Origin of the sequence: Ottowia sp. (assembly GCF_035325765.1) — a bacterium.
Lineage (GTDB): Bacteria > Pseudomonadota > Gammaproteobacteria > Burkholderiales > Burkholderiaceae_C > Ottowia.
Genome location: NZ_DAOKZG010000010.1, coordinates 14,648 through 31,808 on the forward strand (window position 1 = coordinate 14,648; position 17,161 = coordinate 31,808).

Annotated in this window: 16 protein-coding genes and 1 pseudogene; 12 read left to right on the forward strand and 5 right to left on the reverse strand. The window is 67.8% G+C overall.

What is annotated here, in order from left to right; genetic code table 11:
* Nucleotides 1-19: 19 nt before the first annotated feature.
* Both PKA16_RS05505 and PKA16_RS05510 read right to left on the reverse strand, forming a co-directional pair.
* Nucleotides 20-271 carry a hypothetical protein gene (locus PKA16_RS05505; RefSeq protein ID WP_324401198.1) on the reverse strand — a complete coding sequence of 84 codons (252 nt, stop codon included), beginning with the start codon at nucleotides 269-271 and terminating at the stop codon, nucleotides 20-22.
* A gap of 319 nt (nucleotides 272-590) precedes the next feature.
* Nucleotides 591-1,211 carry a glutathione S-transferase family protein gene (locus PKA16_RS05510; RefSeq protein ID WP_324401200.1) on the reverse strand — a complete coding sequence of 207 codons (621 nt, stop codon included), beginning with the start codon at nucleotides 1,209-1,211 and terminating at the stop codon, nucleotides 591-593.
* Nucleotides 1,212-1,387: 176 nt separating this feature from the next.
* On the opposite strand from PKA16_RS05510, the gene PKA16_RS05515 reads away from it, so the two are divergent.
* From PKA16_RS05515 to PKA16_RS05550, 8 genes are all read left to right on the forward strand, one after another.
* Nucleotides 1,388-2,362, forward strand: a complete 975-nt coding sequence (locus PKA16_RS05515) for a rhodanese-like domain-containing protein (RefSeq protein WP_324401202.1) — start codon at nucleotides 1,388-1,390, stop codon at nucleotides 2,360-2,362.
* 11 nt (nucleotides 2,363-2,373) lie between these two features.
* The gene (locus PKA16_RS05520) at nucleotides 2,374-3,534 is read left to right on the forward strand and encodes a YeeE/YedE thiosulfate transporter family protein (RefSeq protein ID WP_324401204.1); all 1,161 of its coding nucleotides are present in this window, start codon (nucleotides 2,374-2,376) and stop codon (nucleotides 3,532-3,534) included.
* Nucleotides 3,531-3,704: a hypothetical protein gene (locus tag PKA16_RS05525; RefSeq protein WP_324401206.1), complete on the forward strand. Its 174-nt coding sequence runs from the start codon at nucleotides 3,531-3,533 to the stop codon at nucleotides 3,702-3,704. Before PKA16_RS05520 ends, PKA16_RS05525 begins: the two co-directional genes overlap by 4 nt.
* 83 nt (nucleotides 3,705-3,787) lie before the next feature.
* On the forward strand, nucleotides 3,788-4,603 hold the full coding sequence (locus PKA16_RS05530) for a M48 family metallopeptidase (RefSeq protein ID WP_324401208.1): 816 nt from the start codon (nucleotides 3,788-3,790) through the stop codon (nucleotides 4,601-4,603).
* Nucleotides 4,604-4,813: 210 nt separating this feature from the next.
* Nucleotides 4,814-6,778: a sodium:proton antiporter gene (locus PKA16_RS05535; protein WP_324401210.1), complete on the forward strand. Its 1,965-nt coding sequence runs from the start codon at nucleotides 4,814-4,816 to the stop codon at nucleotides 6,776-6,778.
* A gap of 71 nt (nucleotides 6,779-6,849) precedes the next feature.
* Nucleotides 6,850-7,281: an IS200/IS605 family transposase gene (gene tnpA / locus PKA16_RS05540; RefSeq protein ID WP_324401323.1), complete on the forward strand. Its 432-nt coding sequence runs from the start codon at nucleotides 6,850-6,852 to the stop codon at nucleotides 7,279-7,281.
* Between the two features lie 236 nt (nucleotides 7,282-7,517).
* Nucleotides 7,518-7,712, forward strand: a complete 195-nt coding sequence (locus PKA16_RS05545; RefSeq protein ID WP_324401212.1) for a ribbon-helix-helix protein, CopG family — start codon at nucleotides 7,518-7,520, stop codon at nucleotides 7,710-7,712.
* 7 nt (nucleotides 7,713-7,719) lie between these two features.
* On the forward strand, nucleotides 7,720-8,925 hold the full coding sequence (locus PKA16_RS05550; protein ID WP_324401214.1) for a DNA methyltransferase: 1,206 nt from the start codon (nucleotides 7,720-7,722) through the stop codon (nucleotides 8,923-8,925).
* Nucleotides 8,926-8,958: 33 nt separating this feature from the next.
* On the opposite strand, the gene PKA16_RS05555 is transcribed toward PKA16_RS05550, so the two are convergent.
* From PKA16_RS05555 to pyrF, 3 genes are all read right to left on the reverse strand, one after another.
* On the reverse strand, nucleotides 8,959-11,316 hold the full coding sequence (locus PKA16_RS05555; protein ID WP_324401216.1) for a hypothetical protein: 2,358 nt from the start codon (nucleotides 11,314-11,316) through the stop codon (nucleotides 8,959-8,961).
* Between the two features lie 82 nt (nucleotides 11,317-11,398).
* On the reverse strand, nucleotides 11,399-11,662 hold the full coding sequence (locus PKA16_RS05560; RefSeq protein ID WP_324401218.1) for a hypothetical protein: 264 nt from the start codon (nucleotides 11,660-11,662) through the stop codon (nucleotides 11,399-11,401).
* An 860-nt stretch (nucleotides 11,663-12,522) separates the two neighbouring features.
* On the reverse strand, nucleotides 12,523-13,347 hold the full coding sequence (gene pyrF, locus PKA16_RS05565; RefSeq protein ID WP_324401220.1) for an orotidine-5'-phosphate decarboxylase: 825 nt from the start codon (nucleotides 13,345-13,347) through the stop codon (nucleotides 12,523-12,525).
* A gap of 123 nt (nucleotides 13,348-13,470) precedes the next feature.
* On the opposite strand from pyrF, the gene PKA16_RS05570 reads away from it, so the two are divergent.
* The 4 genes and pseudogenes from PKA16_RS05570 to PKA16_RS05585 form a co-directional block, all read left to right on the forward strand.
* A complete protein-coding gene (locus PKA16_RS05570; protein WP_324401222.1) occupies nucleotides 13,471-14,589 on the forward strand; it encodes a phosphoserine transaminase in 1,119 nt (372 codons plus the stop codon).
* On the forward strand, nucleotides 14,573-15,379 hold the full coding sequence (locus tag PKA16_RS05575; protein WP_324401223.1) for a YggS family pyridoxal phosphate-dependent enzyme: 807 nt from the start codon (nucleotides 14,573-14,575) through the stop codon (nucleotides 15,377-15,379). The genes PKA16_RS05570 and PKA16_RS05575 overlap by 17 nt, the downstream gene beginning before the upstream one ends.
* 118 nt (nucleotides 15,380-15,497) lie before the next feature.
* Nucleotides 15,498-16,715 (forward strand): MFS transporter, encoded by a 1,218-nt coding sequence (locus PKA16_RS05580; protein WP_324401225.1) that lies wholly within the window; start codon nucleotides 15,498-15,500, stop codon nucleotides 16,713-16,715.
* Nucleotides 16,716-16,727: 12 nt separating this feature from the next.
* Nucleotides 16,728-16,994: pseudogene (locus tag PKA16_RS05585) on the forward strand (DUF302 domain-containing protein); the annotation flags it as partial.
* Nucleotides 16,995-17,161: the final 167 nt, after the last annotated feature.

The window sequence follows — 17,161 nt, forward strand, 5'->3', positions numbered from 1 at the left end:
GCCTCGAATTGATTGCAAATCAGATCAGGTCGGTGTTTTTTACCATTAATTTAACCAATTTGCAGTCGGACTCCTGAACCCAGAAGGCGGGCTTTCCGGCTGATCCAAGCTGACTCCCTGTCGTCTTGATCGGGTCGAGTTGATCGGCTTCCGTTCCGCGATATTCACGCATTTTATTGCATGTAAAGCCAAAAATGGAGCAAATTGACGTATTTTGTGGCGCTGCAGGTTTCAGCCCGCCGGATCCCGCATCCCAGTCTGGCACAGACATGCCCTTGTCCCGCAACGGTTGGGAACTGAAGCGCTTCTGCTGGTAGCGCTGCCGGAATCGGCCAGCACGATCACGATAGCGTGGCCCAGGCCCAGTCCGCGGCAGCCGGATCACCCCCGCGATGTTCACGCCCCTGGAGCCGCCCGGGCACGAGGCCCCTTGAATCGGGCGCTGGTGCAGCGGCGGTCACGACTCGGCACAGCGCATGCTCCAGGCCAAGTCGATCGGCGCGCCCCGATCAGCGGTCCACCGACCGACCGTCCAGACGGAACTCGAGTGGCCTGCGCGCCCTGTTGCGTCCCAACCTGCCCGGCCTGTCTCACCCCGCCCGCGCGCTCTCCCGTGCTGCCACCCGGTCGCGCCAGGCCTGCAGGGCGGCAAAGCCCTCGGCGCCCGCGTTGAACTTCATCAGCCGGGCAAATTCGATGGCGCAGAACGCGGTGATGTCGGCGATGGTGAAGCGTTCGCCGGCGATCCACGGCTGAGTGGCGAGCGTGTCGTCGAGCCAGCGCGCCGCGTCGCGCACCTTGGTACCCTGGGAATGGCCGAAGTCGGGGAACTGCGGCTGCTCCAGGGCGGCCAGGCCCGGGTGCGTGTGGCGCACGCAGTTGGCGATCGGCAGCAACCAGTACCACTCGACGCGCCGGTCGTGCATCTCGACGAAGGCGCGCTCGTCGTAGCCGTCCCCCATCAGATTGGGCTCCGGATGCAGGCCTTCCAGGTAGGTGCAGATGGCGCGCGTCTCGCTCAACACGCGGCCATCCTGAAGCTCCAGCGCCGGCACGCGGGAAACCGGCACCTTGGCGCGGTAGGCGGCGTCCCTGTGCTCACCGGCGTTCAGGTCCACCGGCACCAGCTGAATGCCGCCGATGCCCTTTTCGTGCATGAACATCAGCACGCGGCGTGGATTGGGGGCGCGGGTGGCGGTGAAGAGCTTCATGGTCGAGTTTCCGGTCAGGGTTGGCGGGCTGGTGCGCGGTCTCGTCAATGCTAGCCGAGACCACCTTCGGGCCAGTTGCGCGAGGACGAATATAAGCATCTGACCAAATGTTCGTTGGTCGCACGCGCCCGAGCCGGGACAATCCAGGGTTCGAGATCTGCGTCCGACCTGCCTGCATGCCCCCTCCCGCCCTGCTCCGACTGTTGTTGCTGGCGCTGGCCTGCCTCATCGGCACGACCGCAGCAGGGCAGCCGTTGCTGACGCCGACGCAGCTGCAGGCCCTGTTGCAGGAAGACCCCGGCGTGCGCCTGGTCGACGTGCGCGAAGGCCCGGCCTACGCCCTGCAGCACCTGCCGGGCGCGGTGTCGGCGCCCTACGGCCGCTGGCGCCTGGTGGACCAGAACCTGGGCCTGCCGCCCACTGCCGATGAGCTGGTGGCGCTGGTGCAGGACCTGGGCCTGACGCCCGACACGCGCGTGGTGCTGGTCTACACCGGCATCGACGCCACCGACTTCGGCGGCGCGGCGCGTGCCTACTGGACGCTGAAGTCGCTCGGCGTGCGGCAACTGTCGATCCTGAATGGCGGACTGACGGCCTGGAAGGCCGCCGGCCTGCCGGTAAGCGACGTGGCCGCCACGGCGCCCCGCAGCCACTGGCAGCCGCGTCTGGACACCCGGTGGCTGGCGACGCGCGACGAGGTGCTGGCCAGCCTCGGCCAACCGGACGTGCTGCGCGTCGACGCCCGGCCGGCCCCCTACTTCCAGGGCCGCATCGCGCACGACAACGCCCGCGCGCGCGGCACGTTGCCGGGCGCGCGCCACGCCGACAGCGAGGCCTTCTTCGAGCTGGGCAGCGCCGAGCTGATGGACGCGGCCGCGCTGGAAGACGAGGCGCAGACGTTGCTGGGCGACGTCCCGGCCGAGACGCCGGTCATCGCCTTCTGCAATGCCGGCCACTGGTCGGCCACCGACTGGTTCGTGCTGTCCGAGGTGCTGGGCCGTCCGGCGGTACGCATGTACCCCGGCTCGATGATCGACTGGACGCGCGCGCCCGACCCGCTGCCGATGATCCACGAACCGGGCCGCTGGGACCAGCTGCGCTATGCGGCGCTGTCCTGGGCCCACCGCAACCTGGGAACCCGAGCCCCATGAACGCGCTCGCCATGTCCTCCGCGCCCGCCTCCCCTGCCGCAGCCGCAGCCGCAACCGCCGCCGCGCCGCCGCGTCAATGGCCGCAGCGCCTGCCGCTGACGCTGGCGATCCTGGCCCTGTTCGGCTGGCTGGCGTGGACGGTGTCGGCGCGCCAGGCCCTGCTGCTGCTGGTCGGCACGGGCCTCGGGGCGGCACTGGCCTCGCCGCGCTTCGGCTTCACCACCGGCTGGCGCAACCTCGTGGAAAGCCGCGACCCGTCCGGCGTGTACGGCCAGGTGATCCTGATCGGCCTGCTGGCCCTGCTGTCGATTCCGCTGCTGGAGCACTTCCCCGAGACCACCGCCGCGCTCGGCCCGCTGTCGATCAGCCTGCTGGTCGGCGCCTTCGTGTTCGGCGGCGCCATGCAGGTGGCCGACGGCTGCGGCTCGGGCCAGCTGTACAAGGCGGGGCTGGGCCTTCCGCTCAACATGGCAATCCTGCCGATGTTCATTCTCGGCAGCTTCCTGGGTTCGGTGCACCTGAACGGCTGGCTGGCGCTGGGCGCGCTGGAGCCGGTCGGGCTGGTGAGCGAGCTGGGCGCGGGCTGGGCCCTGGGCCTGACGCTGGCCGGCCTGCTGGTGGTGACCCTGGGCGTCGGCTGGTGGAGCGGCCAGGCCTTCAATCTGCGGCGCATCCCGCGCCGCTGGGTCTGGGGCGCGCTGGCGCTGGCGCTGCTGGCGGCGCTGAACCTGCTGATCGCCGGCCAGCCCTGGGGCATCGTCTACGGTTTCGGCCTGTGGGGCGCCAAGGCAGCGACTTCGCTCGGCCTGTTCGACCCGGCCGCCAACGCCTTCTGGAGCGACCCCGGCCACGCCGAGCGGCTGCGCCAGACGCTGCTGCTGGACGTGACCAGCATCACCAACATCGGCATTCTGGCCGGCGCGCTGTGGGTGGCGCCGCGCCGCCCGGCCGGCAGCGGGCCGACGCCGCGCGCGCAGTGGGTCGCTGGGCTGGTCGCAGGTTTCCTGCTCGGCTACAGCTCGCGCCTGGCGTTCGGCTGCAACGTCGGCGCCATGGTCAGTGGCATCAGCACCGGCAGCCTGCACGGCTGGCTGTGGGTGCCGATGGCCTTCCTGGGTTCGCTGGTGGGTCTGCGCGTGCGCCACTGGGTGTCGGGCGGAGGCGCGAAATGAGCGGCCGGGGCACACAGGCGCTCCGCTGGCTGTTCTGGCTCGCGGCCATTGCCTTCGTCGCCTGGGACCTTGCCATCTCGGCGCCGGTCAACCTGCGGCTGGAGCCGCCCATGATCACGGCCGGCTCCGGCGTGCCCGCCACCGGTGGGCACTGCGCCATGCCCAGGTAGGCAAGGGGGCCGGGGATCGCGTGCGTGCAGTGCAGGCGGCACAATCGGGCCGTCCTGTCCTCGCCGCACGAAATCGCCCGGCCATGAAGTACCGCCCCATCCTTGCCGCGCTGGCCTGCAGCGCCCTGCTCGTCTCCGGCTGCGTCAGCACCACCCGCGGCAGCGTCGCCGCCGGCGGCTCCGGCCGCTCGCAGCTGCTGCTGGTGTCGTCCGAGCAGGTGATGCAGCAGTCCTTGCAGTACTACGACGAGCAGAACCGCGAGGCGCGCGCCAAGGGCCAGCTCATCACCAGCGGGGCCGAGTGGAGCCGCGTGAACGCAATCATGCAGCGCCTGGTGCAACAGGTCGGCGTGTTCCGGCCCGACGCCGCGCGCTGGCCATGGCAGCTGGTGCTGATCGACGAGGACACCGTCAACGCCCACGTCATGGCGGGCGGCAAGATCACCGTCTACACCGGCCTGCTGCGCAAGCTGCGCCTGAGCGACGACGAGATCGCCGCCGTCATGGGCCACGAGATGGCACACGCGCTGCGCGAGCACACGCGCGAGAAGATCTCGCAGGCCGCGGCCGGCGACCTGGCGATCTCGATCGGCGGCGCGCTGCTGGGCGTCGGCCAGGGCGCGGTGCAGATGGCCAGCCTGGGCAAGCAGCTGGCGCTGGACCTGCCGTTCTCGCGCAGCATGGAAAGCGAGGCCGACCTGTACGGCCTGGAGCTGGCGGCGCGTGCCGGCTACGATCCGCGCGCCGCCATCACGTTGTGGCAGAAGATGGCGCAGCTTGGGGGCAACGGGCCGAGCTTCCTGTCCACCCACCCGAGCTCGGGCGATCGCCTGGCGGGGCTGGAGCGCGCCATGCCGCGCGTGCTGCCGCTGTACGAGGCGGCGCGCGCCCGGCGCTGACCGCCCGGCCCACCCCGCGGTCCGGGGGGTCGGTGCGTGGCGGTCAAGGCGACGCTGAACAAGTCTCCGTCATGTGGCGTGCCCCGCCTGGGGTGGGATGCAAGACGCAAAGCCCAGCAATAACCACCGCCATTGCGAGGATTTGCAACGCCGCAGGCGGGGGAGCACCGCGCGCGAGGGACTCGTTCAGCGTTGCCTTAACATCGCCCGGTGACTGCCCGTGGCGCCCGCGCGCCGCTCGGCCACGCGCCCGCCATGGCCACGCTCCTGCTCATCGTCCTCACGGCCGGCCTGGCCAGTCAATGGCTGGCCTGGCAGCTCAAGCTGCCGGCCATCGTGATCCTGATCGCTGCCGGCCTGTTGCTGGGCCCGGTCAGCGGCGTGATCCCGCCCTCGCACTCGCCGCGCGAGCTGAGCGGCCTGATCGGCCTGGGCGTGGCCATCATCCTGTTCGAAGGCGGCATGTACCTGAAGCTGCGCGAGCTGCGCGAGACTTGGGGTGGCGTCGGCGTGCTGGTGCTGCTCGGTCCGCCGCTGGCCTGGTCGATGGGCGCCTGGGCCGCGCATTACGTCGCGGGCCTGAGCTGGCCCGTGGCCATCGTGCTGGGCGCCATCCTGGTGGTGACCGGACCCACCGTGATCCTGCCCCTGCTGCGCCAGGCGCGCCTGAACCGCCGCACCGCCGCCCTGCTCAAGTGGGAGGCGATCGCCAACGACCCGATGGGCGTGCTGCTGGCGGTGATGAGCTTCCAGTACTTCACCGGGCCGAGCACGCAGCTCTCGGCGAGCCTGCAGAACCTGGGCATCGCCTTGGCCGCCGGCGCCGTCATCGGGGGCGCCGGCGGCTGGCTCACGGGCTGGCTGTTCCGGCGGGGCGCCGTCCCGGTGCACCTGAAGGCACCGATCCTGATGGTGCTGGTGCTGGCGGTCTACTGGCTCACCAACCTGGTGCGCAACGAGGCCGGCCTGCTCGCGGTCACCCTGATGGGCATGGTGATCGGCAACCTGCAGCTGGTCGAGCGCCAGGCGCTGCAGACCTTCCAGGAAAACCTCGCGGCCGTGCTGCTGTCGGTGCTGTTCATCGTCATCCCGGCGCAGCTCGACTGGCAGCACCTGGCACTGATCGACTGGCGTGCGCTGCTGTTCGTGCTGGTGCTGATGTTCCTGGTGCGACCGATCACCATCGCCATCGTGACGCTGCTGGCGCCGGTGTCGTACGAAGACAAGCGACTGCTGGCCTGGATAGCGCCGCGCGGCATCGTCGCCGCGGCCACCGCGGGCCTGTTCGGTCCGGCGCTGGTGGAAGCCGGCCACGCCGACGCCGACAAGCTGCTGCCGCTGATGTTCCTGATCATCTTCGCCACCGTGCTGGCGCACGGGCTGACGATCCGGCCGCTGGCACTGCGCCTGAAACTGGCCGTCCCCGAGGGCAACGGCCTGCTCATCGTCGGTGCCTCGGACTTCACGGTGGCGCTGGCGCAGGCCCTGCAGCGCCTGCAGATCGAGGTGCAGATCGTCGACGGCAGCTGGAGCCAGCTCAAGGCGGCACGCATGGCGGGCGTGCCGGTGCACTACGCCGAGGTGTTGTCGGAGGAAGGCGAGCACGGGCTCGACACGCGGCGCCTGAGCCACCTGCTGTGCGCCACCGACAACGATTTCTACAACGCCCTGGTGTGCAAGGCGCAGGATGACGCCTTCGGCCACCATCGCACCTTCCAGACCGCCACGCACGACGCCTCGGCGGCGGAATTCAAGCGCCTGTCGATCGACTCGCGCGGCTACTTCGCGTTTGCGCGCGACGCCAGCTCCACGCTGCTGGCCACGCGCGTGGCCGAGGGCTGGGCGATCCTGAACACGCGCCTCACCGAGAGCCACGGCTGGGATGCGTTCAAGCGCCGGCTGGACGAAAGCGACCCCGACTGGCTGCTGCTGGGCGGCATCAGCCCCAAGGGGGTGTTCCGCCTCTACTCGCCCGAGCAGCGCTTCCGGCTGGAGGCGGACTGGACCGCCATCTACTTCGCCCCGCCGGCCGGCCGCGCGCTGAAGATCGCCAAGGCCGTCGCCGAAGCCGCCGCCAGTGCCGCCGTGCGCGCCGCCACGGAGGCGGGCGCGAGCGCGGCGCCTAGCTACCAAGGCAGATCCCCCGGATCTGCAGGGGAGACAGGAGAAGTTTGACGTTTGAAGGGGGTGTCCATCGTAGAGACTTCCACCCGTGAGCCGCCAAGCACACGAAACGAAGAAGCATGATGGACAAGTTCGAAAGTCTGAGCCACACGGCATGGGAGTGCAAATATCACGTCATGTTCATCCCCAAGTGTCGCAGGCGAACGCTGTATTTGCGGCTACGTCCGCACCTTGGGGAAGTATTCCGCAAGCTGGCCGCGCAGAAGGAAAGCCGAATCGAGGGAGGGCACCTGATGCCGGATCTCGTGCACATGATGCTGTCGATTCCGCCGAAGTATGCGGTATCGCAGGTGGTGGGATTCATTAAGGGTAAGACCGCGATTCACCTGGCTCGGGTGTACGGGGAGCGTAAGCGGAACTTCGTTGGGCAGCACCTCTGGGCCAGGGGGTACTTCGTCTCGACCGTTGGGCGAGACGAAGCGGTGATCCGCGAGTGCATCAGGAAGCAGGAGGGCGAAGACCAGAGGCTGGAGCAGCTCGGCCTGTGGAGGTGAACGGCCACCGATAGGTGGCACCAAGAACGAGGGGTCGCGTCAGCGATCCCTTCCAGCCGCTTCTAGCGGCTCACAATCGGAATGCCCCCAGCTCTGCCGGGCGATCGTTACCGAGACATGCCGCGTGTACTCATCCGTGGCGAGGTGACATGTCAGCGACATGCCCAGAGGAAACCTTGTCACTACGGATCACCAAAGTGGTGTAAAGTGGTGCAACATTACTCCGTAACTTCACCATGGCCACTAAACGCAAGGCGAAGGTAGACGACTTGAGGCGCATGAAGCGCATGTCGGTCGGCTTTCCACCCGAGCTTCTGGCGACCCTGGAACAGATCGCGGACCAGCAGAAGGTGTCCGTGGGATGGGTCATTCGCGACGCCGCAGAAAAGTACATCAGCGACCGTTGGCCGTTGCTAGCACAGAAGGGGTAGACCCATCATGGTCACTACACCATTCGTCCGCGGTCACCCGGAGAGCCTGGCCAGGCTGATCGATGCGGCGCGGGACACGTCGCCGATCGCTGGCTTGACGCACAACTTTTATCGGTATCCGGCGCGCTTCTCGCCAAAGCTGGTCCGCGCCGCTATCGACGCCTTCACCGAGCCTGGTGATCTCGTGCTCGATCCGTTCGTTGGTGGGGGTACGACGCTTGTGGAAGCAATGGTTAGCGGCCGCCATGCTGTCGGCACGGACATCAGCGCGCTCGCAACGTTTGTCAGCGAGGTGAAGACGGCGATCTACAGCGACCGCGACCTGGCCAAGCTGCAGCGCTGGTGCGAGGGCATCGCCGAAGGCAACAACACGTGCAAGCCAGTGGCGATCGACGCGTACTACGAGGAAGCGGGCTACACCAAGCACCTCGATAGTGCGGCGAACTGGCACCTCAAGAAGGCGATCGTGCAGGCAATGGCGACAGCGAGCAAGCTGAAGCCGAAGCGGCTGGAGGACTTCGCGCGCTGCGTACTGCTGCGTACTTCGCAATGGGCCCTGAACGGCCGCAAAAAGCTGCCCAGCATTGCCGACTTCCGCGCCATGCTGGTGACCGACGCCACCGCAATGATCGAAGGCGCGCGAGAGCTGCGGCAGACGATCCTGGCTTCAGGGTACGGCTTCACGGACATCACGTGTCTGAACCGCACGACGAAGGGCCTGGAGAGCGATGCTACGTTCGCCGACGGCCGACGACCGCGCCTGGTGGTCACGTCGCCGCCGTACCCCGGCGTGCATGTCCTCTATCACCGCTGGCAGGTTGACGGTCGCAAGGAAACGCCCGCGCCGTTCTGGATCGCGAATCGGCTCGACGGCGACGGCGCGGCCTACTACACGATGGGTGCGCGCACGAAGGAGCTGAACAGTTACTTCGCCAACCTCAAGGCGTCCCTGCAATCAGTTGCTGCCTTGTGCGACCGCGACACCATGATCGTGCAGGTCGTCGCATTCTCGAAGCCAGAATGGCAGCTATCACGTTACCTTTCGGTAGCCGACGATGTTGGGCTGGATGAGTGTCTGCTGCCGAGCGGGACCGACACCTCGGACGGGAGACTATGGCGTACCGTGCCGAACCGGCGCTGGTACGCCGATCAGCGCGGCAGGACCAACGGCAGCCAGGAAGTGGTGCTGTTTCACCGCAGGCGGGGCGCGTAGCGCGAAGCTACCGCCGCTGCAGCGAGGTCACCATCACGCCACGGCGACGAGCTTTGCCTTCTTTTTTGGTAGCTTGCTGGGCAGCGAGAGGCAGAGCGGCACGATGACGCGCGCGATCCCGGTAATCGTTTGCTGGATATGCTCGCGGCACGCGGCCTGCTCCTTCTCCCATTTCGGCGTCTTCTTCGCGGCGTCGATCAGGCCCATGGCCGTGAGAGCGAGTCCGTACTTAAACACGAAATCAACCGCCGCGGCTTCCTCCGGCTCCCGCATTGATTTGGCCTGAGCCAGGTACGACGACTCGACGTTCAGCAGAAGCTCCAGCCGGTCGCTCTTGGAATCCTTCTCAATCGTCAGCGGCGGCGCGTCCGGGCCTTTCTTCACATCCTTGATGTTCGGACGGCTAGGCGCAGTCAAGGCCTTGGGCGGCTTGGGAGGCTTTGCCTTCTTTGACTCCTTTGCGACGGGCGCGATCACGGCGAGCTGCACGTCGAGATTGAACGGGCCACTGCCCTTGCTATCGGTGATCGTGACCTGGCAGCTGAGCTTCGCCCCGACGGGCAGCTTCCTGTCGGGGGCGAAGGTCAGCGTGTAGCGCCCATTGAACAATCGGGTCGTCGGGACGATGTCGCCGGAAAAGGACTGTTGCCCCCGCACGCGTTTGCGCGTGAAGTAGTCGTTACGTACGTCAGTGAGGAACGAGACGCGGCCAAGCTCCCCCTGCTCGATCTCGGCCTCGACCATCGTCGAGCCATCCCTGCGCTTGAAGTAGCTCGGGTACTGCACGCCCTTGAAGGGCTTCACCGGCTCATTGAGCACTCCGCCCGGGCCGTCGCCAACGATCCTCGCCCCCGCCTTGCCCGGCTTCATCGTTCCGAACAGATCGGCGAGATCGGGGCCGCTGATCAACAGCTCTTCGAGCGCCTTGACGCCGTCGTCGTCGCTGACCGCGTCCTTCACCTTGTCGGCGTACCGCTTGTCGTTCAGCTCCTTAAGGCCCTCATGTTGCTTCAGCTCACGCTGGATCTTCTTGAACAGGTCCTGCAGCAGCGGATCGTCGCGGAACGTCTCGCGGTTGCTCATGAACAGCGCATTGCGCGAGGACTGCGTCAGTTTAGTGCAATCGAGCAGCACCAGCATGCTGCCGGCGATGTACTCCTTGTCCACGGCCTGAGTCTTGAAGAACTGCGTATCGCGCTTCGCGTGCGACTGGCCGTTGATCAAGGCGCGCAGACCCGTCTGCCGGTCGGGATCGTCTTGCAGTTCGCCGCCGTTCTTTTTGACCGCCTTGTAGGCGTAGATCTCGACCGGAATCGTCTCGCCGGTCTGCAACTGCACGGACACGCTGGCGCCATTCTCGAAGCCGGGCTCCATGCGGTCCTTCCACGTCACGAGGCGATCCCAGACCGTGTTGCGCATCACGTTGGCCTTGTAGCCTTCTCGGCACTCGATGACGCGCAGCGGCAGGGGCGGCCTCAGCAGGAATTCCTCGATCTTCCGGTACAGCTCGCCGCAGATGTTCGACAGAGGTGCCTTGAAGTCGTACATCTTGATCAGTGTGCCGGACGACACCTTGCGTTCGCGCGGCGGAGTGAGCTCTCCAGACTTGGCGCCGGAACGCGGGAGCAGCGCCATCGGTGCGGTCCCCGCCGTCATGACTTCGCCGTCTTCGCCGAGCAGGTAGTGCCACGAGGGGTTCTGCGCCGATGGGAAGAAGCACAACAACGTGAAGGCCCATTCGTGCGCGTCCCCGCCCACCACGTCGCTGGGCACTCGAGAGACGATTAGCTGCAACTTGTGCTTCTCCGAGCAGAACGGCAGCACACCGCTGCTGCCCATGTTGAAGCGGCCTTGCACGAACTGGATGGCACCCTTATACGAGCCGTTGGCGTCGCCATAGATTAGTGAGCAGAACGTGGTCGAGAAGTTCTCGGCCAGCTGACCCTCACCGGCGTCGTAGAGGGACAGCGACGGGCGAGACTTCGTGCCTGTCGCGTAGAGAACCAGGTGCTCCTCAGCGTAGGCGTTGCGGGCCGCACGCGCCTTGTTGTCGTCCGGGTTACTGAAGGCCTCAGCCTTCGCTCCCAGGAACTTATCCACCGCGTCGGACATCGTGATCGGCGCCGCAGCGCTGCGAGGATCGATGCCCGCCGCCTTACAGTAGCGCAGCAGCAGCGCATCTTGCGCGTTGGTGAACTTCTCGACCAACGCGGCCGCGGGTGTGCTTTGCTGGTTCAGCACGATCGACTGGTTGTTCGGCATGTTGCCGAGATATTTCCATCGTGTCGCCCGGACCTTCTCGTCGAGCAGGCCGCGGACCTCTAGAACCTTGATCACGGCGTCCTCGGTCTCAGATGCCAGGAGGGCCTGTAGCAATTCAATGTCACGCATGGTCTTACGTCGCGCCAGTGACGACGCGCTTGGCGATGATGTTGATGGTGGGAGTGGTGCTGTGATCCCGCTCTCTCGGAGCTTAGAGCGAGAACTCGACCTCGGCCTTGCCGCTCGGGTCGGCCATGCGGGCCTTTAGTGCCTCGATCTCCTTGGTGAGCGCCCCGACGATCTTCTTTACGTCCTTTTCGTCGTACTCATAGTGTGACTTGTTGCCCAGCTTGCCAATCACCCGGATCGCCTTGATGGCGTTCACGGTTCGGCTTTGGGCTAGCTTAACGAACTTTTCTCGCTTCTCATTGCTCGTATTCTCGAGCGTCTTGATGCCATTGATCTGCGCTTTCATGGGCTGATTCCTTCGTCAAATACGTGGCTATAAGTTTAATTTTATCATAGATATTGATGTGTTGCAATGAAGAAGCACAACGACGCTAAATGCGGCGATTTTTTAGTTCGTCAAATAGGCCAGTTTTGTGATCCAAGGGTGCGCTGGTGGAGCATTCGGACGGGTCGGCGCAGCCTTGTGGTGTCGGCATTGTGGTGGCTCCCAAGGGAGGCCCCCGGCTCTGCCAGGGAGGCAGCAGAAGTCTGACGTTTGAGGGGTGTCCACCGTAGAGCACCATAGAGACTGCCAAGCGTGAGCCGACAAGCACACGAAAGGAAGCGCCGCGATGGGCACGTTCGAAACCTCTGAGCCATAGGGCACGGGAGTGGAAATGTCAGGACATCTTGATTCCCAAGTGCCGAGGGCAAACGCTGTATGCGCGGCGGCTTCGGCACCTTGCGAAAGCGTTCCGCTAGCTACCGAAGGAGGCCCCCGGCTCTGGCGGGGGATCGTTACTGCAGTGTTTCGCGCCGTGAGATACCTATAGCGAGTCGCCAAGGGGCCAGCTGCGCGGCGCGTGGCCACAGACATGGTGGGCCCATGTCAAGGCCGCGCAACAAGGCAGATGGCCCCTTGGCGGCTCGCCCGGCGGGAAGCCAGAAAAAGGCTTGCGGCAAGGCGCGGTTCGCGGCCAATGCTACTAGCGGCCTTGGCAAGAACCACAACGCCGCCGCGAGCCTTTTTCTGGCTTCTATAAGTGCCTGACAGCCCGAAACATTGCACTAACGGTCGGTGATCCGCCTCAAGCCAGCGACTTGCTGAAGAGAAATCAGGCTCCAGCGCGCACCCATCAAGCGCGAATAGCTCCGATTACCGGAGCATCAAGGGCGCGCCGCGTTGAGCTGCTCGCGCGTCGCCTGCGCTGCCGTCCGTGCGCGTTCGGCAAAGTCGGCGCCGTTGCCGGCGTAGAGGATGGCGCGCGAGCTGTTGACGACGATCGGGCCATCGGCGCGCCAGCCGGCGCGCACCGTGGCCACGGCGTCGCCGCCCTGCGCGCCGACGCCGGGGATCAGCAGCGGCACGGTGGGCGCCAGCGCGCGCACGCGCTCGATCTCGCGCGGATAGGTGGCGCCCACCACCAGGCCGAGCTGGCCATTGGTGTTCCAGGGCCCCTGCGCCAGCGCCGCCACGTGCTCGTAGAGCAGCGGCTGCCCGGGCGCGTCGGCCAGGCGCTGGGCCTGCAGATCGCCGCCCCCTGGGTTGGAGGTACGGCACAGCAGGAAGGCGCCCTTGCCCTCGTACTTCAGGTAGGGCTCGATCGAATCGAAGCCCATGAAGGGCGACAGCGTGACCGCGTCGGCACCATAGCGCTCGAAGGCCTCGCGTGCGTACTGCTCGGCGGTACTGCCGATGTCGCCGCGCTTGGCATCGAGGATGACCGGCACCTGGGGCGCCAGCTCGCGCAGGCCCTCGATCAGGCGCTCCAGCTGCGCCTCCGCGCGCCGCGCCGCGAAATAGGCGATCTGCGGCTTGAAGGCGCACACCAGGTCGGCCGTGGCGCGCGCGATCGCCAGGCAGAAGGCCAGCATGCCGTCCGCGTCGCGCGCCACGCCGTCCGGGAAGCGGCTCGGCTCCGGGTCCAGCCCGACGCACAGCAGGGAATCGTTCTGCGCCTGGGCGTGGCGCAACTGCTCGATGAAGGTCATGGCGGCTGATTCTAGGAGTGTGGGCGGCTCCCGCAGCGCCCGTTGGCACGTCCGGACACGGCGCAATGCGACGGGGCCGGCGCCTAGAATGACCGGTTGCCCTTTCCATCCCGCCTTTCGAGCATGACCGCCAAGCCCTCCCGCAAGCCCCGCGTTCCCAATTTTTCCTCCGGGCCGTGCGCCAAGCGCCCGGGCTACGACGTCAGCCAGCTCGACCTGCGCGCGCTCGGGCGCTCGCACCGCTCGGCGCTGGGCAAGGAGCTGCTCGGCCGCGCCTGCCGCGACACGGCACGCATCCTGGGCCTGCCGGCCGGCTACCGCATCGGCATCGTGCCCGCCTCCGACACCGGGGCGGTGGAAATGGCGCTGTGGTCGCTGCTCGGTCCGCGCCCGGTCGACATGCTGGCCTGGGAGTCCTTCGGCGCCGGCTGGATCAAGGACGTGGTGGAGCAGCTCAAGCTGCCCGATGTCACGCGCCACGAGGCCGGCTACGGCGAGCTGCCGGACCTGTCGCGGGTGAACTTCGACCACGACGTCGTCTTCACCTGGAACGGCACCACCAGCGGCGTGCGCGTGCCCGATGGCGACTGGATCCCCGACGAGCGCGCCGGCCTCGTGATCTGCGACGCCACCAGCGCCGTGTTTGCCATGGAGCTGCCCTGGCACAAGCTCGACGTCGTCACCTGGTCGTGGCAGAAGGTGCTGGGCGGCGAGGCCGCGCACGGCATGCTGATCCTGGGTCCGCGCGCCGTCGAACGGCTGGAAAGCCACACCCCGCCCTGGCCGCTGCCCAAGATCTTCCGCATGACCAGCGGCGGCAAGCTCATGGAAGGCATCTTCGAGGGCGACGTCATCAACACCCCCAGCATGCTCTGCGTGGCCGACTACCTGGACGCGCTGGACTGGTGCGAGCGCGAGGGCGGCGTGCCCGGCCTGATCGCGCGCAGCCAGGCCAGCCTGAAGGTGATCGAGGACTTCGTCGCCACGCATCCATGGATCTCGTTCCTGGCCCGCACGCCCGAGACGCGCTCCAACACCAGCGTCTGCCTTTCGCTCGACCTGCCGCCCGAGCGCGTCAAGGCTCTGGCCAGGCTGCTGGAAGGCGAAGGCGTGGCCTACGACATCGGCTCCTACAAGGAAGCGCCCCCCGGCATCCGCATCTGGTGCGGCGCCACGGTGGAGACGAGCGACGTGGCGGCGTTGATGGCGTGGGTGGAGTGGGGCCATGAGCAGGTCCGCTGAGGCGCAGCCGCCCCTGGATACCCAGCCCCACGCCGAGCTGCACGGCCATTACCCGCACGCGCAGAACGTCGCCGAATTCCGCGAACGACTGGCCGCCGTCCATGCGCGCATCGCCGCCGCCTGCGCGCGCGTCGGACGCGACGCCGCCGAGGTGCGGCTGCTGCCCGTGAGCAAGACCATCGACGAGGCGCACATCCGCCTCGCTTACGCGGCGGGTTGCCGCGAACTGGGCGAGAACAAGCCGCAGGAGCTGGCGGCCAAGGCAGAGGCCATGGCGGACCTCGCCGACCTGCGCTGGTGCGTCATCGGCCATCTGCAGACCAACAAGGCCCGGCTGGTGGCCCGCTTCGCGCACGAGTTTCACGCGCTCGACCGCCTGCGCGTGGCCGAGGCGCTGGAGCGCCGCCTGCAGGCCGCGGGCCGGGGACTGGACGTCTTCGTGCAGGTGAACACCTCGGGCGAGGCGAGCAAGTGGGGCCTGCCGCCCGAGGAAGCCGGACCGTTCCTGCGCGCGCTCGGAGCCTACCCGGCGCTGCGCGTGCGTGGCCTGATGACGCTGGCCATGTTCTCGGCCGACGCGGACCGGGTGCGCGCCTGCTTTGCGCGTCTGCGCGCGCTGCGCGACGCGTTGCGGCAGGACGCGCCGGTCGGCGCCCAGCTGGACGGCCTGTCGATGGGCATGTCGGGCGACTACGAGATCGCGATCGAGGAAGGCGCCACCGTGGTGCGCGTCGGCCAGGCCATCTTCGGCTCGCGCACGCTGCCGGACAGCCATTACTGGCCCGGCTGAAGCCGGCTGCCGCGGCGGTGGCGCGGACGACCCGTCCCGCCGTGCGCTACGATCCAGACACCCGCGTGATGGCGCACCAGCGAGTGCGCGGGTGCCAGGCGGCACGGGACGGGCGGATTTGAACCACAAGACCAAGAACACAGGCACGCCCCTGGTATCGCTGCTGACCCTGCTGCTGGTGGCCATCAACCTGCGGCCGGCCATCACCGCGATCGGGCCGGTGATGCCGATGATCGGCGCCGACCTCGGGCTGGGGCCGTCGAGCCTGGGCATCCTGGGCGCGCTGCCGTTGGCCTGCTTCGGCCTGGTGTCGTTCGCGGTGCAGCCGCTGATGGCGCGCTTCGGCGTCGAGCGCACGACCGCCGGCGCGCTGGCGGTGCTGACCGTGGCCACGGTGTGGCGCTCCTGGCCCGGCCCCGAGGCCAACCTGTGGCTCGGCACGGTGCTGGTCGGCTCGTCGATCGCGGTCGGCAACGTCACGGTGCCGGTGCTCGTCAAGCAGCGCTTTCCCAAGTCGACGGCGCTGATCACCAGCATCTACGTCGCCGTCCTCGGGCTGTTTGCCGGGCTGGCGGCCGCGCTGGCCGTGCCGCTGGCGGACGGCTCGCCGCTCGGCTGGCGCCTGTCGCTCGGCGCCTGGGCGCTGCTGACCCTGGTTGCCACCGCCTTCTGGCTGCACCGCGCCCACCACACCGCGCGCCCGCCGACCGGCCGCACCGCTCCGGGGCCGGCAGCAGCGGCAGCCGCCGCCCCGATCTGGCGCAGCCGGCTGGCCTGGCAGCTGTCGCTCTACATGGGCCTGCAGTCGAGCGTGTTCTACGTCGCGCTGACCTGGCTGCCTTCGGTCGAGCAGGCGCTGAGCGTGGCGCTGGCCACTGCCGGCTGGCACATGCTGCTGCTGCAGGTGGCCGGCACCGTGGGCAACCTGGTGGCACCGGTGCTGATGCGAGCCGGCGGCGACCAGCGGCTGGCGGCGACGCTGCCCGGCGCCGCGGCGCTGCTGGCCGTGGGCGGCATCTACCTCGCGCCCGCCTGGGTCGGCCTGTGGGTGTTGGTGCTGGGGCTGGCCACGGGCACGACCTTCGTCGTCGCCCTGAGCCTGATGGCGCTGCGCGCCGGCGACCTCGCCGCGGCCGGCAAGCTGTCGGCGATGTCGCAGTCCGTCGGCTACGGACTGGCGGCGCTGATCCTGTGGGGCGCCGGTGCGCTGCAGGCGCTGGGTCCGCTCGGGCCGCTGGCCGTGCTGGCGCTGACCAGCGTCGGCGTCATCCTGTCGGGCCTGCCCGTGGGACGCGGCAAGGCACTGGCGCCGGCACCCGACCGGTCGCAGGGTTGAAAGGCCGGGACGCCGCTGATGCTGGCGAATCCCGCCGTCGGCGTCGACCTGCCGCTGAAGCTGCTGGTCAGCGAGGCAAGGTCCGGCGAAGTGAGCGTGCTGTTCACCCCCGCCGCGGCGCTGATCGAGCACCACGCCCTGCCGTCCGAGCTGGCGGCGAACCTGGAACCCGCCGAACGGCTAGTGCAGTATTTCGCGCTAAGCGGCGGTGCTCGGCCAGGAAGCCTGAAGCAGGCTTGCACCCGGCAGGATGGGCGCCCCCGCCGCGCTTCAACCTAAATCCGGCAGTTGAATGTGCCTGCGAGTGCCGCCCGCGACGTGCCGGGCAAGGCGCGAGGAGGCCGCGCACTGGTGTGCGCAACGACGAGCAACGCAGCATGGCGTGGCGCGGGTGGTGCTGGTAGGCGCATAGCGCTCTCACCCAGCAGGTGAACCTCAGCAGTGCA